Source organism: Photorhabdus akhurstii, assembly GCF_019090985.1.
Classification (GTDB): Bacteria; Pseudomonadota; Gammaproteobacteria; order Enterobacterales; family Enterobacteriaceae; genus Photorhabdus; species Photorhabdus akhurstii.
In genome coordinates, this window is record NZ_CP020335.1 from 1,130,185 (window position 1) to 1,156,306 (window position 26,122).

The window sequence follows — 26,122 nt, forward strand, 5'->3', positions numbered from 1 at the left end:
CAGTGAGTGACGGCATCATGAAGTATTCCGTCACTTACCTGAAATGTAACTTGTACTGAGGAAAACCTAATGTCCAAAATCGTTAAAGTGATCGGTCGTGAAATCATTGACTCCCGTGGCAACCCAACCGTAGAAGCAGAAGTGCATCTGGAAGGGGGTTTTGTGGGGTTAGCGGCTGCGCCCTCTGGTGCATCTACCGGTTCTCGCGAAGCGTTGGAACTGCGTGACGGTGACAAATCCCGTTTTATGGGTAAAGGTGTATTGAAAGCTGTTGATGCAGTGAATGGCCCGATTGCACAGGCAGTTATCGGTCAGGATGCTAAAGATCAGACTAACATCGACAGAATCATGATCAACTTGGATGGTACTGAAAATAAATCCAAATTCGGTGCTAACGCGATTCTGGCGGTTTCTCTGGCTAACGCTAAAGCGGCAGCGGCGGCGAAAGGTATGCCGTTGTACGAGCACATTGCTGAATTGAATGGCACTCCGGATAAATTCTCTATGCCGTTGCCGATGATGAACATCATCAATGGTGGTGAGCACGCGGATAACAACGTTGATATCCAGGAATTTATGATTCAACCGATTGGAGCAAAAACGCTGAAAGAGGCGGTTCGTATCGGTTCTGAAGTTTTCCATAGCTTGGCTAAGGTTCTGAAAGCAAAAGGCATGAGCACTGCGGTTGGTGACGAAGGAGGCTATGCGCCTAACCTGGAATCTAATGCGGCTGCGCTAGCTGCTATTAAAGAAGCGGTAGAACAAGCTGGTTATGTTTTGGGTAAAGATATCACTTTGGCTATGGATTGCGCCGCTTCTGAATTCTACAACCCAGAAACAGGTAACTACGAACTGAAAGGTGAAGGTAAAACTTTCACTTCTCAAGAGTTTACTCATTACCTAGAAGATTTGACCAGAAAATACCCGATTGTTTCTATCGAAGATGGATTGAATGAATCTGACTGGGAAGGCTTTGCTTACCAGACAAAAGTCTTGGGCGAAAAAATCCAGTTGGTTGGCGACGACCTGTTTGTCACCAATACCAATATTCTGAAAGAAGGTATTGAGAAAGGCATTGCTAACTCCATTCTGATCAAATTCAACCAGATTGGTTCTCTGACAGAAACACTGGCAGCGATTAAAATGGCAAAAGACGCAGGTTACACGGCGGTCATTTCTCATCGTTCTGGTGAAACGGAAGATGCGACTATTGCTGATCTGGCAGTAGGTACCGCGGCAGGCCAAATCAAAACCGGTTCTATGAGCCGTTCTGATCGTGTTGCTAAATACAACCAGTTGATCCGTATTGAAGAAGCTTTGGGTAATCGCGCACCTTTCTATGGCCTGAAAGAAGTAAAAGGTCAGGCTTAATTGGTAATTAAGTATTAGCATTAAATAGGAGGGGTAAAACCCTCCTTAATGCCTTAACCAACATACGAGCCGTTGTTAAACGTTGCCCCGAAAATAAAAAGGCTGCTCGCCGCAGTTGGGTAGACTCATCGATGGTAACGACGCTGCCATTGCCGGGTACGCCATTGCAGTGGGATTGCGTTGGTCACTGATAATACGTGAGAGTTTAAACGAGCGCGGCTTTTTTGCGTGGCAGTTTTGATGTGTTGAGCGTTTCTGATCTTTTTGCCGGTAGTGGAACAACTACTATTACTATGTAAAAGTGAAATCACAATTTCAGATAATTGGCTACCAAGTCATATTTATAATCTTTTGACGTGTGGCTACAAAAAGGCTGCGGTGTTCTAATCAAACACACAAAGGGAGCATTTACTATGACTGATACTGTTGTCAGAGCCAGGGTGTCACCAGCCTGCAAAGCGGCGGCGATGGCAAATGCCAAAGCACTTGGACTCGATTTGTCTACCGTTATACGCATGGTTATTAATTGATTAGCCGCAGAAGGTCGGCTACCGGATGGGTTGCTGCAACCGAATAGCGAGACGTTACAGGCAATTCATGATCTAGAGAACGGGATAGGCGTTCACCGTGCCAACACGCTTGATGAATTAAAAAGTGATCTAGGTTGGTAACAGTGCTGATTTTCGTTTATCAGAGCCGATTTAAAAAGGATGCTAAAAAGTACGTCAACAATAAAAAGCGCAAGAAATCATTATGAAAACCCTTGCGCTTTTGCAAACCGGCCAGCCATTACCACCAAAGTATAAAGAACACCGCCTGAACGGTAACTATATTGGTTATTTGGAATGTCATGGAGCGCTGGATTTACTTCTGATTTATCGACGTACGGACACTGAATTGATATTGTATCGAGTTGGTAGCCATGCTGATTTATTCGGATAGCAAGAGGATAAGTGATTGATTTTTTAAATGTGTTTGTTGAGCGGAGAGCTAACTGTGATTCGAAGAGAAAGAATTAAGTTGAGCTGTGTGTAATAGGTTGATGTTTGAGCATGACAAACCTGAAATAATTTTATTCTTCCAAATGAAAGGCTAAAACCACCAGCTTTAGCTGCGATACTGTATTGTGCCGGCGGTCTGACAGGAGGGATAAAGCCCTCTTTCATAAGGGTAATAACCCGATAACTTCTACAACGTCAATTTTTGAGTCTTCCTGAGGCAGTCGGTGTAGCTATGTTTTCACATGTGAAACTTTTCGCCGATGGATTAATAGCGAGAATCCCCTCCTTAATGTTGCTGAGAAGATTTACCTTGATATAACGGATTTTAGTTAGCTGTCTCAACAATAGTTCGGATATATCCATACTTGGCAATTAGAGCCTTGTATTGGTGTGACAGAATTACCCGATAAGCTGAGAGCTAGATGATGTCCGATGGTCGGGCTTAGAACCACGGTTGCAAGGTTAAAAAGAAAAAACATTTAAACAAGACGAAGATCTATTTTTTAATAAAAAAGACACGTTAATCTTTACCCAACTTCTTTTGTGGGAATTATACCCTTGCCTGATATCAAACATACTTATTTTATAACAGGGGCCGTAAGAGAGAACGGTATTTATCGTATGTGAAATTATTAAAGATCACCTTATTTTCCATGCGTTATATCAACCACTCTTTAAGAAAGTCCCTTGATCCAAAAATTAATGAATCTTTGTGGTCATCTTTTATATATACGATCCATCTTGGAAAAGGATATTGATGAAAATGAATCAGCGAGAAACTAACGTAAGCATACTGGCAGGGAATTCACGAGTTTATCTTAATGAGGATAGTAAAATAGTTATCGAAGCTCAGTTGAAAGCTTTTGAGGCTGCTCTGATATTCGCCAAGCGAAGCCAAGATGAATGCGGCCAATTACCGAGGATATCCGTGGCGTTCGATCATCATGGGATATTTCGCCTCCAGTTCCTGATAAATAATCTCACTAATTCTCAAAAACGGAACCCTCGTCTGAGTCATCTCCACGCTTCGATCAGGAATATCTTCTTACCTGTAGCAGAAAAATATCAGATTCCGCTCAGTGAAATACGTGTTATTCACGAAGATTCAGCCAGGCAACACCTTGTCCACATCCTAGCCTCTGGGGAAATACCCGAAATTATCACTCGACGGATGGTGTCCAAAAACCTTGCTGACGGCAAACCGTCGACATCAGATACTTCTTACGAAGAGCCAACTCAGAAACTCACCTGTGCGGCAATTACGAAGGAATATTTTGAGAAAGCCGCAGGTGATCACAAAGGCTCAGACGCTATTCTGGAGGTATTCTTTGAGGACTGCGCTTGGTCGAGAGCTTTGGCATATGTGCGTGGGCTGCAACTCAGCCACATGCTCGGAGTTTCAACTGCCATTCGTCTTAATCTTGTTAATGAAGAGGGGGAGGTGAGTAAAGGAGATGTAGTTACTGCTTAGTAAATATAGTCAAGATAATAAAAAAATAATTTCATCTTTGTTTGTTAAGGGGGAACATTATGTACAACTTAACTCGGCCGATATATTTGGATAACAATGCTACAACGCCATTAGATCCCGATGTGCTTCAAACTATGATGCCCTATTTCACCTGCGCTTATGGGAATGCTGCCAGCAATAACCATGCATTTGGGTGGAAAGCGATGGAGGCTGTTGATAATGCAAGAAAAGTGATATCAACATCGATAAATGCGACGAGTCATTCCGATATTATATTCACGTCTGGCTCCACCGAGTCGAACAATCTTGCAATCGCGGGCTTTCAACATCGGGGCAAAAAGGGGCATGTCATCACATCGACAATTGAGCATAAGGCTGTTCTTGATTGTTGCAGTAGGCTCGAATCAATGGGAACGGAGGTGACCTATTTACCGCCGCAAAGCGACGGCATTGTATCCCCAGACTTAATATCTCGTGCAATAAGAGATGATACCTATCTCGTTTCGATTATGGCCGCTAACAATGAGATTGGTTCAATACAAAAAATTGAGGAGATAGGCGCGATCTGTAAGGAACGTGACATTCCTTTTCATACAGACGCCACGCAAGCGCTTGGCAAAATAAAATTTGATGTACAGCGTATGAATATAAGCCTTGCCTCATTTTCCGCGCACAAAATATATGGGCCAAAGGGGGGCGGCGCACTTTATATCGATTCACGCAATAAGAATATAGCACTCGCGCCTCTCATTGTTGGCGGGGGACATGAGCGAGGCTTACGCTCTGGAACCCTTAACGTCCCGGGTATAGTAGGCTTCGGGCGTGCCGTCGAGCTGTCTGTTAAAAACTTGCCTGATGAGTCGATGAGGTTACGTTATTTAAGGGATTTGCTTCGGTCGTATATTATCGATAATGTGGCTGACGTTCGGATAAATGGTCATCTCATCGAATGCCTTCCCGGCCTGTTAAATGTCTCCTTCAACGGCTTGGATGCTGATTCGCTTTTGCTGGAGCTTTCCGAAGTCGCGTTGTCCTCTGGGTCTGCATGTACATCCGCTAACAGGGCGCCATCACATGTATTGAAAGCAATAGGACTCAACGATGCTCAGGCTCAAGCCAGTGTGCGCTTCGGACTGGGCAGATTTAATGACGAGGACGAGATACGGTATGTTTGTCTACGTCTACAAAAAGCGGTGAATAAATTGAGGTCGATGGCGCCAAAGCCATTCGGCGTCCTGTAATAATTAAGATGGAGTTTGACTCATGCGAACAATGTCGGCACTTTTTCTCCTGTTCGGAACCCTGTTCACTGCGGGGGGATATGGCGCCACCTTTCTTATTTCCGCGTATTTTCGGTCACAAGGGGGGAGTGACATTGATACTGGAACGACCCTTAGCGCGGCCTTGGTCGGCACCTTGATTGGCGTTCCTTTGGTTGGATGGTTTGCCGGGCGACTGGAAGCATCACGCCTTGCAGTCCTCGCGGCGCTGGCGATGTCTTGCGGATATTTTCTTTTAGGCGGTTTCAGCGGTGAACTGAGTTATATCCCGCGTATCGCAGCGTTCTTGATTGGACTCGGTTGGGGAATGTTCTATATCAGTGGGCCTATGGCATTGTCGGAACGTGTTACTGACGCTGACAGGGGGCACTGGTTTACTCGCTTCAGCGCGTTTCAAATGGCTGGGATTTGCGGTAGTCCCATCCTCCTTGCTGCGGCGGTTGAACAGGCAGGAGTGCCCATACAAACAACGTTTCTCTTTGTTGGCGTCATTGGCATCCTCGCCTCGTTACTTCTGGCGACCTTTGGGATCAAGGAGCCGCATGGTCAACGGGAGTTATCACTGAGACCTTGGGTGAGAAAAATAACCAAGATTGCTGCAAGTAGTGCGATCCGTCCCATTATCATGGTAGGGCTGGGAGGCGGCGTATTTTCTGGAATGATGTCGTTCCAGAGTTCGCTGGTTGAAGGGACTCGAGCAAATGCAAGTACATTCTTTGCTGTACATGCGGCGACCGTGGTTGTGTCGCGGCTTTTATTAGCTCGCCGTTTATCGACGATGCCCCGTACCCCATTAGTCATCGCGCTGATGTTATTCTTGATTATGGGCATTCTGGCCCTGCTAGGCGTACCGGTTCACCCTATGTTCCAGGTTGTGGCGGCCATGTTAACGGGGATAGGCTATGGATTGGTGTATCCCGTTATTCAAACATGGGCAGTAAACGACTCTGCGCTTGAGAATCGTCATGCTGCTCTTACTTGGTTCGTTGTCGCCTACTTTGTGGGGATATTTGGATTTCCGGCAATCGGTGGATGGATATTAGTTGGCGCGGGCAAAACTTTATTTATCCTAACTCTAGCTGCAATAGCTTCTCTTGAACTTATGGTGGCAATATTGGGAGGACGGTGGTTTTGTCGCATTAAGGGCAGGTTAACGGCACAGAATGAAGCACGTTAACAGTCATTCAGCCAGTCGATAATTATCGACTGGCTTTGCTGTTGTACAAGCAATTTTTCGATGACCATGAAGTAGTTAAATTCAGAATCTCTGTAGTCCCGTGCTTCGACATTATCGATTGAGCTGGGACAGTCACTTAGCGTTATTCCTCGTAATTGAAGAGTTTTTTAGGACATTCATTAATGTATTTAATGCTCTTCCAACATTTCCCAAAATAACTAAACTTTTTAAACATTCTAGTATCTATAAAAGAGAATTTATTAACAATTAAAGTTCATTTATGACTTTTGAACGTTAGATATAACATTTTCCTATTCGGAGAATATTTGGCTGTACTTAGCGGGGTTTAACGTTTTAGTTCAGTTATTTTTTAATATTCCGCACCAGTGCGGACTCAGGGAAAAAGCTGTAACAATATAAAAACATTAATTTGAAGAGAGTATGAATATAGCACCTTGAATAACCAAACTAAGAGGAGAATCAGGAATGATTGTAAAAAACGACTGGCACCCGGCTGATATTATTGCAGGGCTTAAAAAGCGGGGAACGTCGTTATCTGCTATTTCAAGAGAAGCGGGGCTTGCATCATCCACTTTATCAAATGCTTTGCACCGTCCGTGGCCTAAAGGTGAGCAGCTCATTGCTACTGCTTTAGATTGTGAGCCTTTCGAAATATGGCCAAGCAGATATTCAAAATGAATTAAAATAAACTTCTCGAAAAAAAATCAATGAGAAGAGATTAAATACCTGAAGCTTTTCTGGTGTTTTGTGGAAAGTTTCAGGTATGATCATAAGATTAAAATAGAGTTATTAACGTCACGCCTTAATGTTTGCCATAATTAATTTTTTTCGGCATCAATTATTTAATATTTTATTATGTGGGCATTCCTCTTTATATCGCTGTTGATTTCACGGATCACCAGATAGGCGTAGTATTACATAAGCGGATGAAACAAAACTTTTTGGGAGGGGAGTAGGATTCTGTTTGGCAGAACCCTAACGACATAGTAACGACAGCGATGCTGTAATTGTTATGCTAAAGGTATATAGGGATTCGGGTTAATAAATCGGGTAGGAGCATAGTTATCATACCCCTTACCCCTGCAATATTCTTTTAACTGGCTTAATGAATTTATCCCTATTTTCTGATAAATGATATGTAGCCTGCTTTGTACCGTTCTATATGTGATGCCTAATTTTCTAGCTATATCTTTAGCGCTTAGCGATTGCAACGCAAAAAATACTATATCGAACTCTCTATCAGTAAATAAATCAGTTGGTTTGCCAAAATTTAATGAGTCAGGGTGAATGTTGTTTTCAAAATGGTACATGGAATAAATTTCAAGTTTTTTACCATGCCCAACAATCCCAATGCATTCTCCATCCTTCATTAGTGGTGTAACATCGACCAGAAATGGTTGGATTATTTTTTGTCTCCCACCGTAAGTTAAGGTGTTTAGTACTGTAATGGTCTTTTTACTCATCATTACGTTTTTTTCATTAGCTTGTATAATATCTTCAAACTCAGACCACGGGGCTGGACATTCACCATCAAACCTACCTTCTATGTTAAACCCCCTAGGAAGGCCGCTGTAATAAAGCATAGTATCATTCGCATAGACGAATCGAGATTCGTTGTCTTTTATAGCCCAAAAATCGTTGCTGTTTTCCATGTACGATATGAAAGCATCAAAGCTTTTTGAATGAACATCCAGATCTTTGTTTACAGAGAAACTCATAGTTTTATCATTCATAATTTCACCTATCATGATTAAACGGTAAAACCGGAATAACTTCCATGTAAGGTTATCATGTTTATGACTCAATGAGTAATCATGTTTGTGAATTTCAAAAGGAGTTCCTCTTTGGTGCGGATGATTTTACAGAGGAGCAGTTTCCTGTAATCATCTTCAATACTAATATTCTATATTGTATGAAATTTTTATTATTAATTATGTTTTTAATGAATAATTTCAATATGAAATATGCCGGATGGAATGTGAGAGAAACAAGGTGTAAGGTTCTGCCAGGCAGAACCCTAATGGTATAGTGATGACAGCGATGTTGTGCATTATTACGCTAGAGGTATATAGGGATTCGGGTTAATAAATCGGGTAGGGGAATAGTTATCATATCCCTTACCCCTGCAATATTCCTTTAACTGGCTTAATGAGTTTATCCCTATTTTCTGATAAATGATATGTAGCCTGCTTTGTACCGTTCTATATGTGATGCCTAATTTTCTAGCTATATCTTTAGCGCTTAGCGATTGCAACGCAAAAAATACTATATCGAACTCTCTATCAGTAAATAAATCAGTTGGTTTGCCAAAGGTTAATGACTCTGGAGGAATGTTGTTTTCAAAATGGTACATGGAATAAATTTGAAGTTTTTTACCGTGCGACACAATCCCAATGCATTTTCCGTCCTCCATTAGAGGAGTAACATTGACCAGAAATGGTTGGATTATTTTTTCTCTTCCGACATAAGTGAAGGTGTGTAGTACCCGAATCGTCTTTTGACTCGTCATTACATTGTTATCATTAGCTTGTATAATACTTTCAAACTCAGACCACGGTGCTGGACACTCACCATCAAGCCTCCCTTCTATATTAAAACCTTTAGGAAGACCGCTGTAATAAATCATAGTATCATTGGCATAGATGAATCGAGATTCGTTGTCTTTTATAACCCAAACATCGTTGCTATTTTCCATATATGATATGAAGGTATCAAAGCTTTTTGAATGAACATCCAGATCTTTGTTTATAGAGAAACTCATAGTTTTATCATTCATAATTTCGCCTATCATAATTAAACTGTAAGAACTTCCATGTGAGGTGTCTCACATAACTGCTTTTTGCATTATTAAGCGAGTTTTGGTCGGAGCATAGGGTTCTGTTTAGACAGAACCCTAATGGCATAGTGACGGCAGGAATGTTGTGCATTGTTATGCCAGAGGAATATAGGGATTAGGGTTAATAAATCGGGTAGGAGCATAGTTATCATATCCCTTACCTCTACAATATTCTTTTAACTGGCTTAATGAATTTATCCCTATTTTCTGGTAAATGATATGTAGCCTGCTTTGTACCGTTCTATATGAAATACCTAATTTTTTAGCTATATCTTTAGCGCTTAGTGATTGCAAAGCAAAAAATACTATATCGAACTCTCTATCAGTAAATAAATCAGTTGGTTTGCCAAAAGTTAATGAGTCAGGATGCCTGTTGTTTTCAAAATGGTACATGGAATAAATTTCAAGTTTTTTACCGTGACCAACAACCCCAATGCATTTCCCATCCTTCATTAGGGGGGTAATATTGACTAGAAGTGGTTGGATTATTTTTTGTCTTCCACCATAAATGAAGGTATTTAGTACCGGAATGGTCTTTTGACTAGTCATTACGTTTCTATCGTTAGCTTGTATAACATCTACAAAATCAACCCACGGTCCTGGACATTCAATATCAAGCCTGCCTTCCATATTAAAACCTTTAGGTAGGTTGCAGTAATAATGAGTAACATCATTAGCATAAACGAATCGAGATTCGCTGTCTTTTATGATCCAAAAATCGTTGCTGTTTTCCATATATGAAATGAAAGCGTCAAAGCTTTTTGAATGAACATCCAGATCTTTGTTTACAGAGAAACTCATAGTTTTATCATTCATAATTTCACCTATCATAATTAAACAGTAAAACAGTAAAACAGTAAAACAGTAAAACAGTAAAACAGTAAAACAGTAAAACAGTAAAACAGTAAAACAGTAAAACAGTAAGAAACTCCATGTAAGGTTATCACTTTTACGATGCAATGAATAATTATGTATCGCTTTTCGTGCCATTTAAAAGCAAAGGATTATAGAAATTTTCACTTATTCAAGTAAGAGTAATTATGTTTTATCTGAAAGTGATTAAATAGGATTAAGAAAAGCTGTTTTTATCTATCAGAATGGTTTTAAAATCTGGGAAAAAGACAAGCGTATTGTGAAAAAACAGGTAAAAACTTTAATCATTAAAGATAAAAAAGGTGATTAAGGATTTTTCAAAGTAGGTGAAAATTCGATGCTATACAGACATTGGAAGAGAAAACAGGTTTTAATTTGATTAATAAAGTGACCAAATAGACTGCATTAATCCAATACCAGGAGTATAAGGTTATATTAAAACATTTAACAGGATTAAACCGATTAAGAAAATTTTCTCAAATAAGAGATTTTGTATGGTTGCAAGAGGTTTACCGGAAATCAGGAACAATCATTAAAGAAAGCTGATAAGCTTTTAAGTTAACCGGGATTAGCTGTGAAAAAAGGAATAAAAAATTTATTTAATCACATTAAAAATGATTAAAGGAATGAGGATTGTCTTAATATCATTAGCATACCTGTTACCCTCTCTGGTTTTAAATCTAAAAAATAAAATATAGCAGAAGGAAAAACTAGGTGTCAGTTTAATGAAAACGGTTAAGTTAAATAGGGTTCAGGAAACGAAAAAAACCATTAAGTTTAAAAAAACGGTTAAAATTTTTTACGATTAAAATCATAAGTTTAAATAGTGGCTTTTAATAACAGTTTAAAACCTACCATCAAAAAGCTATCGGTGAAAAATGAAAAAATGGTCTTATTGATGTTTAAATACCCGTCGAACCTATAACCTTGCCGGTAAATTCATTCGCCAGATTTTTAATCATCGTTGATGCTAAAACACTCTCTCGTTTTTTAAATGGGTTTATTAGCAATTTTAGGAGAAGTAAAACTCACCTGCTTTTGTGCCAAAAAACGGCATAAAACATAACGGTTTCCTATACCTATAAAGGTGTAATAATGTGATATAACAACGAAAATTTGTATAAAATACCGTCTTTTATGATTTAATTGGTTGGTTCTTGCGCTTTAGATCCCAAAATTCAAAGAACTGCATTTGCTTCTTACTGAAGACTCCTTATATTCACACGCCTTGTATTTTTTTAACAATTGTAGCAATGGTGGATCAGATATCACCGGCGCTAATGGAGTCGCCAATGGATGCTTCTGAATCTTTAACACCAGCCATGAAGCTAAATTTTTCTAATAAAAAAGGCTTAATTATTCTGGCTGCTGATGTTGTATTACTATTTATTCTACTTAATACATTGCCGTTTAGTGAAAAAGCTAATGCGGGTTTAGCACTAATGGTATTTGTTGGCGTACTGTGGCTTACCGAAGCTATTCACGTCACTATTACTGCATTATGTATTCCCATTCTGGCAGTTGGTATGGGATTGATGAATACGGGAGATGCGCTGAAATCTTTTGCTAATCCCATCATCTTCCTGTTTTTTGGTGGTTTTGCTCTGGCAACCGCGCTTCACATCCAAGGACTGGACAGACTGATTGCGAACCGTTTGCTGATGATTGCCCGCGGACGTTTGTCTGTAGCGGTGATGTTGTTGTTTGGTGTGACGGCTGGCCTTTCCATGTGGATCAGTAACACCGCGACTGCCGCGATGATGCTGCCATTAGTCTTGGGTATTTTGTCCAATCTGGATGCGCGTTCTGAGCGCCATACATTTGTATTTGTGCTGTTGGGGGTGGCTTATAGCGCAAGTATTGGTGGTTTAGGTACGTTGGTTGGTAGCCCGCCAAACGCGATTGCAGCGGCTCAACTGGGCATCGATTTCTTCAATTGGATGAAATTTGGGGTTCCGTTGGTGGTTATTCTGATGCCAATGATGGTTGGTGTTATGTATTTGATGCTGCGCCCGAATTTGAATCATAAATTCGATATGAAGCTGGAAAAACTGGATTGGACTGGTAAGCGTCTAATGACCATGCTGATCTTTCTATTAACCGTATTTTGTTGGATCTTTAGTACGGTTATCAGTTCTGCCTTAGGGGGCGTGAAAGATCTGGATACCATTATTGCTGTCAGTGCTGCCGTTCTGATTGGTATAACGGGGGTGGCGAGTTGGTCCCAGATTCAAAATAACACCGAGTGGGGTGTGTTGATGCTGTTTGGCGGTGGTCTGACTTTAAGCGCTATTTTGAAAAACTCAGGTGCTAGTGAAATCATGGCGAATGGTATGGCTGCTACTTTTGGCGCAAGCCACTGGTTTGTGATTATTATTGCGGTAGCTGCATTTATTATCTTCCTGACTGAATTTACCAGTAATACAGCTAGCGCAGCTTTGCTAGTACCGATATTCGCAACCGTCGCGGAAGCGTTGGGTATGCCGATAATGACGCTGACACTCATTATCGGATTCGGGGCGTCCTGTGCCTTTATGCTGCCGGTTGCCACCCCACCTAACGCGATTGTTTTCAGCTCCGGTCATATTAAACAGACTGAAATGGTCAGAGTGGGCATGGTGCTGAATATTGCCTGCATCGTTATTATCTCTCTGTTTGCTTGGTTATTCTGGTTATAACTGAAAATTTACTCATGTCCCTCTGGACACAATAACTATTCAATATCCCCACAAATGTATGGTGGGGAAATAAAGCCAGAGGGCGAAGATTCATAGAGAAGGATTTGCCGAGCGCGTCAGCCAGAAATCCAATATTGCCAATGTCAGACCGATAACCAATCCGACGGATAGCACGGCCATTGCTGTGCTTGAACCTCCTGCGATTAACCCAATAGTAGCTAATGGCACTAAGCACAAAATTCCCAGATTATTGAATGTTTCTGCAAAGGCCAGAACCATACCTTTGTTAGGGCCTGCTCGTGTTGCCAAAACGACGGTACTTGCAGGCGCTCCAACGCCCAGTGCGGCACCCCAGAATATCAAACATCCTAGAGAACCGAAGAGCGTAAGCGGAACCAGCATAAAAATAGAGATCACTCCAGTCAGTAGCAAACTGACGAAGACCAAAGTCACTTCTTCGCGACCGCAAAGCTTACGGAGCCAACCGGCGGACAGATTACCTAATCCCAAGCCAACACCAAAGGCAGCGACAGTCAAACCGATTTCAGTGGGGCCAAATCCGTACCGTTGACGTAAGACTTCTCCAGACAAAAGAAAAGCAGAGACGCCGGCGCCATTCCAGGCCCCTTTTGCAATGAGCGGCCTGACAACCGACCATTGCCGAAACCAGACTAAGCGCTGGTTTGTTGGCTTTAGGAGTACGGTTTTTGATGGAAGGCAGTAGATCCCAATGATGAATGTAACGACACAGCCGAATGAGGTAAATAAAAATGGCGCCTGCCAATTTATTAAATCTGTCAGTATCCCGGCTAAAGCTGGACCGAATGCAATGCCAAAAGTCATACCGAGCATAACGACGCCCATTGCTCCGGCTTGGCGATTATAAGGAATGATATCGGCGATCAAGGCAAATACGGTGGGGGTGATTACCGCTGATGCTATACCGCCAAAAATTCGCAGCGTGATTGCGATATTAAGAGTGGGAGCAAGAATGATAGCCAGACCATCTGCGGCGAAAAACAGCAGAGAAATCAGAAGTAATCTGCTTCTGTTAATACGATCTGCAAAATACCCAAATATAGGTGCTGCCAGAGCGTAGGAAAATGCATAGCTAGATACCAGCCAGGATGCTCCGACCGCCGTTGTCCCGAAGGCGACTGCAAGAGGGGTAAGCATGGATGACAACATGAATTCGGTTGCGCCAACGAAGAATACAGTGACTGAAAGGATAAATAAAAACGTGTATTTTGTACTCTGTTCCAAAGTGGATGAATATTGTGCTTTTTTGTTCATAAGATCGATTTAACTCCATATGTAGATAAATGTTCGTATATTTCTTGTGGTAAAGTGTGATGAGTCATGGTGTAGAAAAGCTGTTGTGAAATACATATAAGGGGGGCAGCCCGATTAGGCTGATGTGAAAGTGTTAGGAATTGCAAAGGAGGGGAGGAAACTCCATTAGTAATATACCCGATAAAGAAAGTGCGCAAGGAATTAATTTATCGGATTAGATATTTGATGTTCCTTGCCCAAGGATTTGAATATCAAGGAAATCTGGTACGCCAGATATCCAGATTAAAGTAAACTAGTCTTTTAATCTGAATAGTAAAGCTGCTGAGTACGTTATTCATATTATGAAGATTATAAGGATATCAGTTTTTAGCTGATATTTTTATCAAGTCTACTTTCAATGAAACGCACGCAGAAAAACCTGTTTACCTCATTCTGTTCTCCCGGTTTTAGATGGAGAGAAGTTTGTTGCAAACAGGTTGTTAGAAAATAGGTTTAACGTGTCCTGCGCTTTCAATAAAGAAGTGATCTATAAAGCATCATTATTATCATCGTATACCCGCTCAAGTTCCTGAGTAGCAAATTCCTTGAAGGATTGAACTTTGATTGGGCCTTGGAGACCATATTTATAGATATTACCGGTCACATTGTTGTCTAAAAGCATCACATATGACGTTCTATCGCATTGCCCATTTCGTTCTGTACGAACAACACCATGTATATTGGCTCGAACATTTTTCGTTAAATTTTCTGTCAGTAATTCCATCGAGCTACCAAAGTTAATGATCAGGTAGCCAGGAACAGGATCAATAGTCAAGAGTTCATCATCTATATAGGCTAAAAGGCCACGTTCAGTTGTTCTTAAGACTGTTATCCATCCTACATCCCGATGAAACTTAGAACCTCTGGTTGCTTTCTCTGATCGGTAATGATTAAACCCTAACGTCTGGTTCCCTAGTCCTTCTGAAAGGCCTTCTGTGACTAGTTCCCAGTCACGACGAGGAATACCGACATAATTTAGCACTGAGTGTAGTATACATATACCCGCATGCGCCATGTGGAGACCCAGTGTAGCGACCTCAGATGGAATGAGATTCCAGTGTTTCCGTTCGATGTGGAAATTTTCCCATTGGTCATGTTTTCTGTCGTAATAACCTTCGTAATCGGTAGAAAGACCACATGATTTAAACCCCGTATAGGGTCGAAGGTCACCTTCTGTGGCGGGTTCAAAAAAGTGGCGTGCAAATCGATCTCCATGTTCAAAATCCATATAGGATGGCGCTTTCAGGAGGAAAAAGCCATGCCGAAGGGCTCGGTCAAAGCCGTCACTGTCATCAAAAGTAAGATTATCACCTTCCAGATGGGCTCGTGCCATATTTGCTGATTTATACATTTTCAAGGCTACGCTTTCGGATGGCATTGATGGTAGTTTCACCGGAGTTCGCATTGTTGATGAGGTTTTCATAGTCATGGTCCTTAGATATGGGCGAAAGAATTTTGTTTTACTTGTGAATATTGTTGATTTTTGGATGACATTCACTATCCAGAATGGGGTTAATCCGCCTTTTATTTTAATATCTTGCCAATGCTTTTCTAGAAACTGGTTAGTGACCCCTTTATATTAACGTTAAAACGTTAAAACGTTAAAACGCTAAAACGCTAAAACGCTAAAACGAACGGCGATTATCCCTTGTATGCATTTTTCAGCTACAGGAAGTTTGGTAAAAATCTTCCCCGTATTCGGGGGAGATGCATTTGGTTAAGCTTGTATTTTGCAAGAATGGATATACAATAAAAATGTATATCTAAGGAGGTAATATCATGCAAGTAGCAAAATGGGGTAACAGCCTTGCCATACGTTTGCCGGCTAGTTTAGTTGAAATTCTGGAATTGCGTGAAGGTGATGATATTGAGATTGTAGTGGATGATCCGCGTACCTTCGCGGTACGCAAGAAGCCTGGATCTGAGGTGTTGTTGGAGCGTCTTCGGACATTCCGCGGTAAGTTGCCGGCAGATTTCAAGTTCAGTAGAGATGAAGCGAATGACAGGGGCTAAGTCTTGCGATTTCATCGACAGCAATGTGGTGCTGTACCTGCTGTCCCAAGACGTGGCCAAGGCCGATAGTGCCGAAGCGCTGCTGAAAGCGAATCCGGTCATTAGTGTACAGGTGCTCAACGAAGTGGCGCACGTGTGTGTGCGTAAACTTAAGATGAGTTGGGAAGAGATAGCGGAGTTCCTCGATATTGTACGTAGTTTTTGCAAAATCGTGCCTCTTACGGTTGAAGTTCATGACCGAGCTAGGTTTATTGCAGAGCGTTATCACTTGTCATTCTACGATTCTTGTATTGTGGCGGCTGCGGTCATCGCAGGTTGTCGGGCGCTCTATAGTGAAGACATGAATCACGGGCAGATGTTGGAAGACAGCTTGGTTATTAAAAATCCATTCTCATATGTCTGACGATTTGGTGAGCTCGAGAGGGATCGAGGTTCACATACCGATTTAACCTGACAGGCACCGGTATAAAGGTATCTGTCAGTTCAAATCTGCGTTATAACCCCGATTTATTGTGCAGAAAATATCTATAAAGCGTCATTATCATCATCGTATGTTCGACTCGCTTCCTGGATAACAAACTCTTTAACGGATTGAACTTTGATGGGGCCGTTGGGGCCATATTTGTAGACATTACCAGCCAGATTGCTAACTAAAAACATGACATATGACATTCTATCGCGCTGCCCATTTCTTTCTGTGCGAGCAACGCCATGTATATTGGCCCGAACATTTGGGGTTAAATTCTCTGTCAGCACTTCGATCGAACTACCAAAGTTAATGATTAGGTGTCCTGGAACAGGATCAATAGCTAAAAGTTCATCATTTATATAGGCAAGAAGGCCACGTTCAGTTGATCTTAGAACTGTCACCCATCCTGAATCCCGGTGAAATTTAGAGCCTCGGGTGGCTTTTTCTGATCGGAAGTGGTTAAACGATAACATCTGGTTTCCTAACCCTTCTGAAATACCATTGGTAATGAGTTCCCAGTCACGACGAGGAATGCCAACATAAGTTAACACGGAGCGTAGTACACATATACCGATGTGTGCCATATGGCGACCCAGTGTTGCAACCTCTGATGGCATGAGGCGCCAATGTTCCCGTTCGAGGCGAAAATGTTCCCATTGATCATGTTCTCTGTCGAAATAACCTTCGTAGCTATTGGAAAAAGTAGTATATGATTTGAATCCCGTATAGGGGCGAAGGTCACCTTCTGTGGCGGGATCAAAGAAATGGTATGCAAATCGATCGCCGTGTTCAAAATCCATGTATGATGGTGCTTTCAGGAGGAAGAAACCCTCTCTGAGAGCCTGATCAAAGCCGTCGTTGTCAGTAAAAACAAGATTGTCTCCCTCTAAATAGGAGCGTGCCATATCTGCTGATTTATATGTTTTTGAGGCTTCGCTTTCCGATGGCATTGGTGGTAGTTTGACTGGAGTTCGCATTGTTGATGATGTTGTCATAGTGATAGTCCTTAGATGTGGTAAAAGAACTTTTGCTTATTCTTTTTTATCTCGGAAATGTATGTTGCCAATATTACATGTGGTGCTTATTCTTATATTGTTCTCTTATAGTGTATTAATCTTTTTTTCGTTATATTAATGCTTGGATAATTATATTAACAAGTTTATTTGTTAAAACGCCAAGTAACTATTCAGCAAAGTAATTAATATTGATCACTAACTATCCTAGCTGACTTTTTGAATATTACAAGAATTTGATGGTTTATATATGAAAAATAATAGAAATATAAATGGCGACAGTAGAGTTATATTTTTTTAATTTATTGTTAATATGAATGTTTTATAAATTACTTGGTGATGTTTTATTGCTTTCATTATTTATTGTTAAATGTGATAGTTTATCAATGATATTTTTATGATTTCCATTAAGTTTAGTAATTAATGTTTTATCTTGATTATATTGTTATGTTATTTAAATGCGATTTCTTAAATAGCATATTTAACACGTTAATATTTTGATAGTTAATCTTATTTAAATAATTGCGTGTTGTATTTGTCAATTGATTATATGATTTCCTTGCACTGTTTATCAATTTGTTTGATTTCAAAAGGAATAAGCCAAAGTTTATTCCACTAAATATGAAGAAATGGCCCTAATAGAGGGCCATCTATTATCTTCCTTCAACAATAAAACATCTACTGGAAAAGATTTTAAGCTTCATCGGAAAATTCATCGACATAGAGCGTTAACTCAATTCCTGGTTTGATATCTGTTGTTTTTATGCCGTCGTTCCAGTTCATTAAATCCTTAATGTTGATACCGTGACGTTTAGCAATACTGGCAATAGAGTCGCCTTGGCGTACGCGGTAAATAATGGCGTTGTCATTATTTACCCTTAATACTTGCCCAATTTTTAACAATCTGGCGGTTCTCAGATTATTCATGCGTTGTAATTCACGGGTGGAAACGTTAAACCGCTTTGCAATAGCGGATAATGTATCACCTGAGCGAACTTTATATTGGCTTTGTTTACTCAATCGGCGGTTGTTGTTAGCAACTTCCTGACGAATATTACTTAAAACGGTTTTATTTGCCAGCGAGTGTTTAAATTGATCAACTTTTGCCTTTGGCAACATGATGTAATGTGGACCGTTAGGCGATGTTACTCCTCGCTTATATCCGGGGTTATAGGCTTTAATCGATGTCAGGGACATGCCAGCCAGTTCTGCGGCCTGAGACAGCGTGATTTGTTGGCCAACATCAACTTGAGCGAGCGCCCGTTGATTATTGGATTTTGGCAGCGTAATGCCATATTTATCGCTGTTGCGGATGACATCACTGAGCGCCAGAACTTTAGGCACATAGAGCGTAGTCTCCCGTGGTAGTGATAATGACCAGAAATCCGTTGGTCTACCTTTTATCTGGTTTTCTTTTATTGCGCGCATAACACGGCCTTCGCCGCTGTTATAAGCAGCAATAGTCAATAACCAGTCACCATTGAACATTTTATTCAGGCGTTGTAACAGATTCAGGGCGGCAGTCGTTGATGCGGCGACGTCCCGGCGTGCGTCGTACCATTTATCCTGAGTAAGACCGTAATTGCGGCCCGTATCCGGGACAATCTGCCACAGACCCGCGGCCTTGGCGCGTGAGGTAGCATGCGGGTTAAAAGCACTCTCCACTATGGGTACCAGTACCAGTTCCATTGGCATATCGCGTTGCTTGATCTGCCTGACTATCCAGTACATATACGGTTCAGCCCGTAAAGTTACATCGTGGAGATAGCTCTTGTTTTTCAGGTAATAATTTCGTTGTTCACGAACCCTGTAATTATCAGGGATTTTCATCTTCAACTCATCTCGGATGTATCCCCACAGCTCACGCTGAGCGCCAGAACCATCCTCTCCCCAGTAGGCAGCAAGCTGATCGGTATCATTAGTTGCTGCTATCTTGCCTGTCTTTAGACTCGTTGAAGACGAATTCTGTGCCCGTTGTCCGGCTGTCGTCGACCAATCTGGTCCAGATTGACAGCCAACCAGCAAGACAGATGCGAACAGAATCGCTTTTGTCTTCATAATTAATTTTTATGGTTGCTTAAAAGACGACCAATAATACTTATCTTGGCTTGATATAGCAACTCTCTCAATCAGAATTGATCTTTTTGTCTTCTTAGTTGACGGAAAACGGCGGAAAGCGGTTGAGAGTTGGGGACAATTCCAATATTTCTTTGTAAATCAATATCATCACATTTTAAGAAAATATTAATTTTTTTCTCGGTTTGTAATGTGGTTGGTACTGTTGGTTGATTGCTTTCCCTCATTTGGGTTACTTTTTGCTGATATTCGCTGATAGTCTGATTGGGTAAAACAGCATGAGCAAATTTCATATTAGAAACGGTATATTCATGGGCGCAACAGATCAGTGTGTCATCGGGCAGTTCAGCTATTTTACTTAGAGATGCATACATCTGTTCAGCGGTTCCTTCAAAGAGGCGTCCGCAACCACCAGAGAACAAAGTATCCCCACAAAAGAGGTAAGGCGCTTGATAAAAAGCAATATGCCCCAGAGTATGGCCGGGAACGTCGATGATCTGGAAAGAAAAATGACCGAAATGGATGCTATCACCGCCACAGACTATCATCGTCGCACCTTTGCTCTCGGTTTCTTTTGGGCCGTATACTGGTAGCTCAGGGAATCGATCAATAATTCCAGGAACGCCGCCAACATGATCGTGATGATGATGGGTAAGTAAAATTGCATCGGGTATCCAGCCGCGGGATTTTAAGGTATCAAGGACAGGCTGTGATTCTGTCGGATCAACGATGACAACATGTCTGTTTTCATCACAAAGTAACCAAATGTAATTATCCGAAAGGACCGGAATGCTGATAAGCTCCATTGTATACCTCTTATTAACAGCGGGTTATAAGGAAAAGAAGCCATGAAATCTGCACATACAATACAGAATATAAATCCCCCGGCTTCTTGGGCTGATTTACCTTGGGGGGAGTATTACCGTGCCGCTTTGGAGCGTCAATTACAACCCTGGTGGCCGAAAATATTTGGTTTCCATCTGTTGAAAGTCGGTAATTTGAGTGCTGAAATTGACAGCAAAGAGTGTCCGATTTTTAATCAGACTAATGTGGGTAAGGAAGGCAAGAATATGCAGGTGATTACTGATCCTTACCATCTACCGTTTGAAGGGAAGTCCGTTGATGCGTGTTTACTGAGTCATATGCTGGCTTACAGCGCTGATCCCCATCGGCTTTTACGGGAAGTTGACCGAGTGATGATTGATGATGGTTGGCTCATTATCAGTGGTTTTAATTCATTGAGTTTGCTTGGTTTGGGAAAATTAGTGCCGGGATTATGGCGTCATCAACCCTATTGCAGCCGGATGTTCTCCCTAATGCGCCAACTTGATTGGTTGAGCTTGCTTAATTATGAAGTGGTGTATCGTGATAGTTTCCAAATATTGCCTTGGCGAAATGAAATGGGTTTTGTTAATCGGCGCCTGTCTATATTAGGTTGTGTCAGTCTGATTATTGCCCGCAAACGCACACTGCCATTAACGCTAAATCAGATAAGAGTAACGTTATTAAAACCTAAATTGGGCAGTGCTGTTGGTGTAACAAAATGTTACCGAAAGCGCAGTTAATCTCTATTTTCGAGATATCCAGTGTCGGTTTCTGTTGGTGAGTTTGCTGCGGCACGGGCTAATTCATCACAATGTTCATTTTCATTATGCCCGGAGTGGCCTTTGACCCATTGCCAATCAATGTCATGGCGGCTAATGGCTTGATCAAGACGTTGCCATAAGTCGACATTACTGACCGGAGATTTATCTGCTTTACGCCAGCCGCGTTTTTTCCAGTTATGAATCCATTGTGTAATGCCTTGACGCACATATTGGCTGTCGGTGGTTAAGACAATTTTACAAGGGCGAGTCAGCGTTTCCAGGCCAATAATTGCCGCCATGAGTTCCATTCTGTTGTTTGTTGTACGATAAAAACCTTCGCTAAGGGTTTTTTCGTGTTGTTGATAGCGTAATAACACACCGTAGCCCCCAGGCCCCGGATTGCCGAGACAAGATCCATCGGTGAAAATTTCTACCTGTTTGCTCATATCTGGTAGACTCTGCTTATTCAATTCAAAACCCTAAGTCTGACATAAAAAGGCATTATGAGCACGGCAATTACACGACAAGTTGTTCTTGATACCGAAACTACCGGTATGAATAAATTAGGTGTTCACTATGAAGGGCACAAAATTATTGAAATTGGGGCTGTAGAGGTTGTTAACCGTCGTTTAACCGGCCGCCATTTTCATGTCTATATTCAGCCGGATAGATTGGTCGATCCTGAAGCATTTGAAGTGCATGGGATCAGTGATGAATTTTTGCAGGATAAACCGCTATTTGCTGATATTGCTGATGAATTTATTGAATTTATTCGCGGCGCTGAATTGATCATCCATAACGCTCCCTTCGATATCGGCTTTATCGATTATGAGTTTGGCAAGCTGGATCGTGATATTCCGCCAACTGCGGATTTCTGCAAGATTACTGATAGCTTACAACTTGCGAGACAGTTATTTCCGGGGAAAAGAAATAACCTTGATGCGTTATGTGATCGTTATGATATAGATAATTCTAAACGAACCTTACATGGCGCGTTACTCGATGCCGAGATATTGGCTGATGTCTATTTGATAATGACAGGCGGTCAGACTTCTCTTGCTTTTTCAATGGAAGGGGAAATTGCTGGTGGTGCGAATGTTTCTGAAATACAGCGTGTTACCCGGTCTCAAACGGCATTGAAAGTTGTTTATGCAACGGATGAAGAACTCGCGGCTCACGAATCCAGATTGGATTTAGTTGAGAAGAAGGGCGGGAGCTGTTTATGGCGTATAAGTTCTGAACAGAGTTAACATAAAATTGTGAATAAATCACCTTTTGGGGTGAAAAGTTGATCAAACTCGTCACTTTGTTATAAAAAATATTGACGGAATGATCTTGGATTCGTAATATTCACCTCGTTCTCAACCAGAACGCTGCGCGGTGCGGTAGTTCAGTCGGTTAGAATACCGGCCTGTCACGCCGGGGGTCGCGGGTTCGAGTCCCGTCCGCACCGCCAAAGATTTCGAAGCCCTGGGTAGTTGCCCGGGGCTTTTTTGTTCGTATCTATATCTTTTTTGTTTGTACTTATACCATGCAGTAATCTCTCGATAGACAATATAAATGATAATGAAATTGCATTAACATAAGACATACAGGTGCTACCAGATTTCTACACAGCTTGTTTCTGCAACTTTTATTAAGAATTTGTTCTCTTTACCAGGTCTATAGCGTGATGGCCAAATATCCGATGGATGTAAACCTAATTCAGTAGCGATTAATGCTTCTCCTTTTGGCCACGGGCGATGTAATGCATTACTCAATGTCGATGATGCTAAACCAGCTTTACGAGAAACGGCTGAAAGATTTGTTCCTTGTTTTCTCAGGGCTGCAATAATATCTGCCGGATGCCAGTCTTGAATATCCATAAATAATCTCCAAGTTTTAATTGTGAGAAAAACATTGATAATAGATAAATTATCAATGTTTTGCTGTCTGGTAGTAATTAGGTGCAGATTATCAATCAAGGTTAATTGAATTGGCTATCGGAGAGAATACTGAATAATAGTATCGATTGTTTGATAACAGAATATTCCCTATATATTGCAGGTGTTTTTTCTTAATGTAAAGATCATTATTATTATCTGTGAAAAATATTCTCAGTTTAATAACTGAAATAACTAATAGTTTCTTATGAATACTTTTTGTTATTTTTCAGACAATTTATTAACGGTAATGAATATTACATTCACATATATACAGAGAAATTCCTTATTTTTTGCAAACCACGGCTCTGGGGTTTTATTCCATATATCATCTGGTTGAGTCGTGGTAGAATCAGTCTAATAGTTTCATATTTGGTTTTTATAATATTGTTTCCTTTTATAATAACTTGGATATAAAGGTGAGATTTATAAATAAGGAAATAAAAATCGCTCTGGTATATAAAGGTTAAAATTATTGATACGGCAATACTCCTCAAATTGAGAGTCAGAGCTCACTTTTAGTTTCTGGTATGTTTTTTCTATCTGATCTTTCACCGATTGGTAAGAAATATTAAGTCTCTCACTGATCTCCTTTCTGCTATGTTTTGCTAGAAATAGGAAAATAATTTCCCACTCTTGTTGGGAAAATTGTTCTGAGGGAGAACAAAACATAACGGAAGGTGGCAATTTTCCATTGAAAAACTCCTTCAAAGAAAGCGCTTCCGCTTTCCGCCCATGAAAAATAATGCCAATACATTCATTATCTTCACTATAAAATGGAGATTTCTCGAAGAAATAGGAACAAAGGCGTTTTTCTTTGCCAAATCTATGTGTTTCTAATGAGCATATATTTTTTTCTAAACGCATGACTGTTCTGTCATGTCGTTGAAATTGTTCTTCAAAGATTGCTCCTGCCCAAGGTAATTCACAATCAAAACGCCCTTCGACGTTCAAATTAAGCGGAATATCTTGTAGCATAGCCATTGCTTTATTTTCATAAATAAAGCAAGTGCTTTTATCTTTAATGCCCCAAGGATCATGGCTATGTTTTATGGTGTTTATTATCTGTGCTGATATATTACTCGTCGTTTTCATCTGTTTTATTTACCACATTATATAAACATTTTACTACCAGGTTTTAAAAATCTCTCAGGGACATAGAGATCAAAATCATTAAGGCGGCAGTATTCATCCAGTTGTTGACCAGAATTAATACCAATTTTCTTGTATATCCGTAACATGTGCGTTTCTACCGTGCGATAAGAGATATTCAGTATTCGCCCGATCTGTTTACTGGTGTATTTCTGTAAAAATAGAAAAATGACATCCCATTCCCGTTGAGTAAATAGCCCAGAAGGGGGCTGGAACATGATAGAGCCGGGAAGCTTGCCATAAAAAAAGCGTGTCAGAAAATAGGCTTCGGCTTTCCATGCATGGAAAATGACGCCGACACATTGATTATCTTCATTATAAAATGGGAACTTTTCGAAGAAATAGGAGGAAAGTAATTTTTCTTTACCATATAAATGGGTTTCTAATGAGCATATTCTTTGTTCCGCTTGCATTACTGCTCTGTCATGGATCTGAAATTGTTCTGCAAAAGCGGCGCCTTCCCAAGGCAGATCATTGTCTAGGCGTCCTTCTACATTAAAGCCGCGGGGAAGATCGCGCAACATAGCCATTGCCTTGTTTTCATAGACAAAACGGGAGTTTTGATCTTTTATGCCCCAGGGTTCATGACTGGTTTCCATTAGATTAATAATTTGGGGCGATACGGTTAATTTTTTATAGCTCACAACATAATTCCTATTGTTATTGAAAAAATATTTAGGTCTTAGATCTGAATTAATGGGAATTTACAACTCTTGGCTGCCAATAGCGACGAACCTTTCTGGAATGTATAGATCAAACTTATTTGCTTTGCAGAAATCCTCTAATTCTATATGCAGCGGTAGATTAAATTTTTGGTAAATTGACTGAATATGGTTAATGGCCTCTTCTGTACTTATCATTAATTCTTCGCTGATACTCTCTTCGTCCAGTGAGCGAAGAGCCAAAAAAAGAACTTCCCATTCAGTTTGAGTCAGTATGTCATTAGGAGGGGTAAATTCCAGAGCTGTTGGCGATATTTTTTTATGATAGTAAGCAATGGAAAAATTTTGAACTTTGGACATATGAAAAGTGATACCGATACAGTCCCCATTTTCATCACAAAGCGGATATTTACTACAGCGATAGGTTTGCTTGACTTTATTTTTCCCAAATAGATGAGTCTCAAGTGAAGTGACTGTTTTCATGGTTTGCATCACTTTTTGATCTTGACGACAATACTCTTCTGTATACTCTGCAATAGGTGAGGGCAATTCCCCGGTTGAAAGCCCTGTAATCTCGAAATCTTCGGGCAGATTGAGCAGCTGGTAAAAAGCAGGATTTGCATATATAAATCTTGATTGGCGATCTTTTGCGCCCCAAGGCTCATTACTTTTTTCCCACATGTAAATTAATTGCGGAGTGATATTACTTGGTCTGTTTTTGATATTTGACATGAGAATGTCCTAGTTGTTAATTAAGTAGTCATCTGCGTGTCTATTTTATATGTTCTATTTAAAATAACCCGATTATATAATGGATTGCAATAATTAATTCGTCAAAAAATAATATTTTTTATTTTATCTATATCTGTTAATCAAATTACTTATTATTTTGGGTAAAAATATTATCATATAAGAAAATATAACTATAAGTATTATTTTATCGTAAATTATTTATTTTGTTATTGATATTAAAATAATATTGATTTTTGATTGGTGTCTTTTATCTCTATTCACTGTTAATAAATCAAATTATTAAGAGATCATTAGCATATAATTAGGATAAATATAAACAATCAATCTAGTCGCTGAAAATTGCCATAAATCAAGAATATGTCTCTGTTTAATGGGTTATTTTATCTCTTGATTGGCAACTAATAGCTGTGTTTAATTCATTTACCCATTTATATGC

General features: G+C 40.5%; 24 protein-coding genes, 1 tRNA gene and 1 pseudogene. 13 read left to right on the plus strand and 13 right to left on the minus strand.

What is annotated here, in order from left to right:
* Positions 1 to 69 precede the first annotated feature (69 nt).
* The 7 genes and pseudogenes from eno to B0X70_RS04925 all read left to right on the plus strand — a co-directional run bounded on the left by eno (position 70) and on the right by B0X70_RS04925 (position 6,999).
* Positions 70 to 1,371 carry a phosphopyruvate hydratase gene (eno, locus tag B0X70_RS04895; protein WP_217471019.1) on the plus strand — a complete coding sequence of 434 codons (1,302 nt, stop codon included), beginning with the start codon at positions 70 to 72 and terminating at the stop codon, positions 1,369 to 1,371.
* Between the two features lie 467 nt (positions 1,372 to 1,838).
* Positions 1,839 to 2,042, plus strand: a pseudogene (locus B0X70_RS04900) (type II toxin-antitoxin system RelB/DinJ family antitoxin).
* Positions 2,043 to 2,124: 82 nt separating this feature from the next.
* The gene (locus B0X70_RS04905) at positions 2,125 to 2,313 is read left to right on the plus strand and encodes a type II toxin-antitoxin system RelE/ParE family toxin (RefSeq protein ID WP_246593432.1); all 189 of its coding nucleotides are present in this window, start codon (positions 2,125 to 2,127) and stop codon (positions 2,311 to 2,313) included.
* A gap of 822 nt (positions 2,314 to 3,135) precedes the next feature.
* Complete coding sequence (locus B0X70_RS04910; RefSeq protein ID WP_229001151.1) at positions 3,136 to 3,843, plus strand: hypothetical protein; 708 nt, start codon at positions 3,136 to 3,138, stop codon at positions 3,841 to 3,843.
* 59 nt (positions 3,844 to 3,902) lie between these two features.
* Entirely contained in the window at positions 3,903 to 5,084 is a 1,182-nt protein-coding gene (locus B0X70_RS04915; RefSeq protein ID WP_217471678.1) for a cysteine desulfurase family protein, read from the plus strand.
* A 22-nt stretch (positions 5,085 to 5,106) separates the two neighbouring features.
* Complete coding sequence (locus B0X70_RS04920) at positions 5,107 to 6,300, plus strand: MFS transporter (protein WP_040154302.1); 1,194 nt, start codon at positions 5,107 to 5,109, stop codon at positions 6,298 to 6,300.
* Positions 6,301 to 6,789: 489 nt separating this feature from the next.
* Complete coding sequence (locus B0X70_RS04925; RefSeq protein WP_046396916.1) at positions 6,790 to 6,999, plus strand: helix-turn-helix domain-containing protein; 210 nt, start codon at positions 6,790 to 6,792, stop codon at positions 6,997 to 6,999.
* Between the two features lie 332 nt (positions 7,000 to 7,331).
* On the opposite strand, the gene B0X70_RS04930 is transcribed toward B0X70_RS04925, so the two are convergent.
* The 3 genes from B0X70_RS04930 to B0X70_RS04940 all read right to left on the minus strand — a co-directional run bounded on the left by B0X70_RS04930 (position 7,332) and on the right by B0X70_RS04940 (position 9,973).
* A complete protein-coding gene (locus tag B0X70_RS04930) occupies positions 7,332 to 8,054 on the minus strand; it encodes a helix-turn-helix transcriptional regulator (protein ID WP_217471020.1) in 723 nt (240 codons plus the stop codon).
* Positions 8,055 to 8,374: 320 nt separating this feature from the next.
* On the minus strand, positions 8,375 to 9,097 hold the full coding sequence (locus tag B0X70_RS04935) for a helix-turn-helix transcriptional regulator (protein ID WP_217471021.1): 723 nt from the start codon (positions 9,095 to 9,097) through the stop codon (positions 8,375 to 8,377).
* 153 nt (positions 9,098 to 9,250) lie between these two features.
* A complete protein-coding gene (locus B0X70_RS04940; RefSeq protein ID WP_036808128.1) occupies positions 9,251 to 9,973 on the minus strand; it encodes a helix-turn-helix transcriptional regulator in 723 nt (240 codons plus the stop codon).
* 1,349 nt (positions 9,974 to 11,322) lie between these two features.
* On the opposite strand from B0X70_RS04940, the gene B0X70_RS04945 reads away from it, so the two are divergent.
* A complete protein-coding gene (locus tag B0X70_RS04945) occupies positions 11,323 to 12,708 on the plus strand; it encodes a DASS family sodium-coupled anion symporter (RefSeq protein ID WP_040153441.1) in 1,386 nt (461 codons plus the stop codon).
* A gap of 90 nt (positions 12,709 to 12,798) precedes the next feature.
* On the opposite strand, the gene B0X70_RS04950 is transcribed toward B0X70_RS04945, so the two are convergent.
* Entirely contained in the window at positions 12,799 to 14,001 is a 1,203-nt protein-coding gene (locus tag B0X70_RS04950; protein WP_217471022.1) for an MFS transporter, read from the minus strand.
* A gap of 526 nt (positions 14,002 to 14,527) precedes the next feature.
* Complete coding sequence (locus B0X70_RS04955) at positions 14,528 to 15,463, minus strand: 2OG-Fe(II) oxygenase family protein (RefSeq protein ID WP_110086576.1); 936 nt, start codon at positions 15,461 to 15,463, stop codon at positions 14,528 to 14,530.
* Between the two features lie 356 nt (positions 15,464 to 15,819).
* Here B0X70_RS04955 and B0X70_RS04960 point away from each other — a divergent pair, with 356 nt between their 5' ends.
* Positions 15,820 to 16,053, plus strand: coding sequence for an AbrB/MazE/SpoVT family DNA-binding domain-containing protein (locus B0X70_RS04960; protein ID WP_036808122.1), 234 nt, complete (start codon positions 15,820 to 15,822; stop codon positions 16,051 to 16,053).
* Positions 16,040 to 16,456: a PIN domain-containing protein gene (locus B0X70_RS04965; RefSeq protein WP_036808120.1), complete on the plus strand. Its 417-nt coding sequence runs from the start codon at positions 16,040 to 16,042 to the stop codon at positions 16,454 to 16,456. The genes B0X70_RS04960 and B0X70_RS04965 overlap by 14 nt, the downstream gene beginning before the upstream one ends.
* Positions 16,457 to 16,578: 122 nt before the next feature.
* Here the strand turns inward: B0X70_RS04965 and B0X70_RS04970 are convergent, their stop codons facing one another.
* The 3 genes from B0X70_RS04970 to gloB form a co-directional block, all read right to left on the minus strand.
* Entirely contained in the window at positions 16,579 to 17,517 is a 939-nt protein-coding gene (locus B0X70_RS04970) for a 2OG-Fe(II) oxygenase family protein (protein WP_217471023.1), read from the minus strand.
* Positions 17,518 to 18,228: 711 nt separating this feature from the next.
* Positions 18,229 to 19,593, minus strand: coding sequence for a murein transglycosylase D (mltD, locus tag B0X70_RS04975; protein WP_040153437.1), 1,365 nt, complete (start codon positions 19,591 to 19,593; stop codon positions 18,229 to 18,231).
* Between the two features lie 71 nt (positions 19,594 to 19,664).
* Positions 19,665 to 20,417: a hydroxyacylglutathione hydrolase gene (gloB, locus tag B0X70_RS04980; RefSeq protein ID WP_217471024.1), complete on the minus strand. Its 753-nt coding sequence runs from the start codon at positions 20,415 to 20,417 to the stop codon at positions 19,665 to 19,667.
* Between the two features lie 42 nt (positions 20,418 to 20,459).
* Between gloB and B0X70_RS04985 the strand changes: the two genes are divergently transcribed.
* The gene (locus B0X70_RS04985; RefSeq protein ID WP_217471025.1) at positions 20,460 to 21,176 is read left to right on the plus strand and encodes a methyltransferase domain-containing protein; all 717 of its coding nucleotides are present in this window, start codon (positions 20,460 to 20,462) and stop codon (positions 21,174 to 21,176) included.
* Here the strand turns inward: B0X70_RS04985 and rnhA are convergent.
* Entirely contained in the window at positions 21,173 to 21,643 is a 471-nt protein-coding gene (gene rnhA / locus B0X70_RS04990; RefSeq protein WP_040153435.1) for a ribonuclease HI, read from the minus strand. The two genes, B0X70_RS04985 and rnhA, sit on opposite strands and share 4 nt — an antisense overlap.
* Positions 21,644 to 21,700: 57 nt before the next feature.
* Between rnhA and dnaQ the strand changes: the two genes are divergently transcribed.
* Both dnaQ and B0X70_RS05000 read left to right on the plus strand, forming a co-directional pair.
* Positions 21,701 to 22,447, plus strand: a complete 747-nt coding sequence (dnaQ, locus tag B0X70_RS04995) for a DNA polymerase III subunit epsilon (RefSeq protein ID WP_105396619.1) — start codon at positions 21,701 to 21,703, stop codon at positions 22,445 to 22,447.
* Positions 22,448 to 22,576: 129 nt separating this feature from the next.
* Positions 22,577 to 22,653, plus strand: a tRNA-Asp gene (locus B0X70_RS05000).
* Positions 22,654 to 22,795: 142 nt separating this feature from the next.
* Here the strand turns inward: B0X70_RS05000 and B0X70_RS05005 are convergent.
* The 4 genes from B0X70_RS05005 to B0X70_RS05020 form a co-directional block, all read right to left on the minus strand.
* Positions 22,796 to 23,062, minus strand: a complete 267-nt coding sequence (locus tag B0X70_RS05005) for a helix-turn-helix domain-containing protein (protein ID WP_105396620.1) — start codon at positions 23,060 to 23,062, stop codon at positions 22,796 to 22,798.
* A 483-nt stretch (positions 23,063 to 23,545) separates the two neighbouring features.
* Positions 23,546 to 24,214, minus strand: a complete 669-nt coding sequence (locus B0X70_RS05010) for a helix-turn-helix transcriptional regulator (RefSeq protein ID WP_036808107.1) — start codon at positions 24,212 to 24,214, stop codon at positions 23,546 to 23,548.
* A 17-nt stretch (positions 24,215 to 24,231) separates the two neighbouring features.
* Positions 24,232 to 24,915 (minus strand): helix-turn-helix transcriptional regulator, encoded by a 684-nt coding sequence (locus B0X70_RS05015; protein ID WP_246593433.1) that lies wholly within the window; start codon positions 24,913 to 24,915, stop codon positions 24,232 to 24,234.
* Between the two features lie 60 nt (positions 24,916 to 24,975).
* On the minus strand, positions 24,976 to 25,665 hold the full coding sequence (locus B0X70_RS05020) for a PAS domain-containing protein (RefSeq protein WP_036808100.1): 690 nt from the start codon (positions 25,663 to 25,665) through the stop codon (positions 24,976 to 24,978).
* Between the last annotated feature and the right edge of the window lie 457 nt (positions 25,666 to 26,122).

Coding starts and splice junctions, on each gene's coding strand:
- B0X70_RS04955 (WP_110086576.1), bottom strand. CDS start 15,463: ATGAAAACCTCATCAACAATGCGAACTCCGGTGAAACTACCATCAATG.
- B0X70_RS04905 (WP_246593432.1), top strand. CDS start 2,125: ATGAAAACCCTTGCGCTTTTGCAAACCGGCCAGCCATTACCACCAAAG.
- gloB (WP_217471024.1), bottom strand. CDS start 20,417: ATGGAGCTTATCAGCATTCCGGTCCTTTCGGATAATTACATTTGGTTA.
- eno (WP_217471019.1), top strand. CDS start 70: ATGTCCAAAATCGTTAAAGTGATCGGTCGTGAAATCATTGACTCCCGT.
- B0X70_RS04965 (WP_036808120.1), top strand. CDS start 16,040: ATGACAGGGGCTAAGTCTTGCGATTTCATCGACAGCAATGTGGTGCTG.
- B0X70_RS04970 (WP_217471023.1), bottom strand. CDS start 17,517: ATGACAACATCATCAACAATGCGAACTCCAGTCAAACTACCACCAATG.
- B0X70_RS04920 (WP_040154302.1), top strand. CDS start 5,107: ATGCGAACAATGTCGGCACTTTTTCTCCTGTTCGGAACCCTGTTCACT.
- B0X70_RS04985 (WP_217471025.1), top strand. CDS start 20,460: ATGAAATCTGCACATACAATACAGAATATAAATCCCCCGGCTTCTTGG.
- B0X70_RS04930 (WP_217471020.1), bottom strand. CDS start 8,054: ATGAATGATAAAACTATGAGTTTCTCTGTAAACAAAGATCTGGATGTT.
- dnaQ (WP_105396619.1), top strand. CDS start 21,701: ATGAGCACGGCAATTACACGACAAGTTGTTCTTGATACCGAAACTACC.
- rnhA (WP_040153435.1), bottom strand. CDS start 21,643: ATGAGCAAACAGGTAGAAATTTTCACCGATGGATCTTGTCTCGGCAAT.
- B0X70_RS05005 (WP_105396620.1), bottom strand. CDS start 23,062: ATGGATATTCAAGACTGGCATCCGGCAGATATTATTGCAGCCCTGAGA.
- B0X70_RS04945 (WP_040153441.1), top strand. CDS start 11,323: ATGGATGCTTCTGAATCTTTAACACCAGCCATGAAGCTAAATTTTTCT.
- B0X70_RS04935 (WP_217471021.1), bottom strand. CDS start 9,097: ATGAATGATAAAACTATGAGTTTCTCTATAAACAAAGATCTGGATGTT.
- mltD (WP_040153437.1), bottom strand. CDS start 19,593: ATGAAGACAAAAGCGATTCTGTTCGCATCTGTCTTGCTGGTTGGCTGT.
- B0X70_RS04950 (WP_217471022.1), bottom strand. CDS start 14,001: ATGAACAAAAAAGCACAATATTCATCCACTTTGGAACAGAGTACAAAA.
- B0X70_RS04910 (WP_229001151.1), top strand. CDS start 3,136: ATGAATCAGCGAGAAACTAACGTAAGCATACTGGCAGGGAATTCACGA.
- B0X70_RS05010 (WP_036808107.1), bottom strand. CDS start 24,214: ATGAAAACGACGAGTAATATATCAGCACAGATAATAAACACCATAAAA.
- B0X70_RS04960 (WP_036808122.1), top strand. CDS start 15,820: ATGCAAGTAGCAAAATGGGGTAACAGCCTTGCCATACGTTTGCCGGCT.
- B0X70_RS04915 (WP_217471678.1), top strand. CDS start 3,903: ATGTACAACTTAACTCGGCCGATATATTTGGATAACAATGCTACAACG.
- B0X70_RS04940 (WP_036808128.1), bottom strand. CDS start 9,973: ATGAATGATAAAACTATGAGTTTCTCTGTAAACAAAGATCTGGATGTT.
- B0X70_RS05020 (WP_036808100.1), bottom strand. CDS start 25,665: ATGTCAAATATCAAAAACAGACCAAGTAATATCACTCCGCAATTAATT.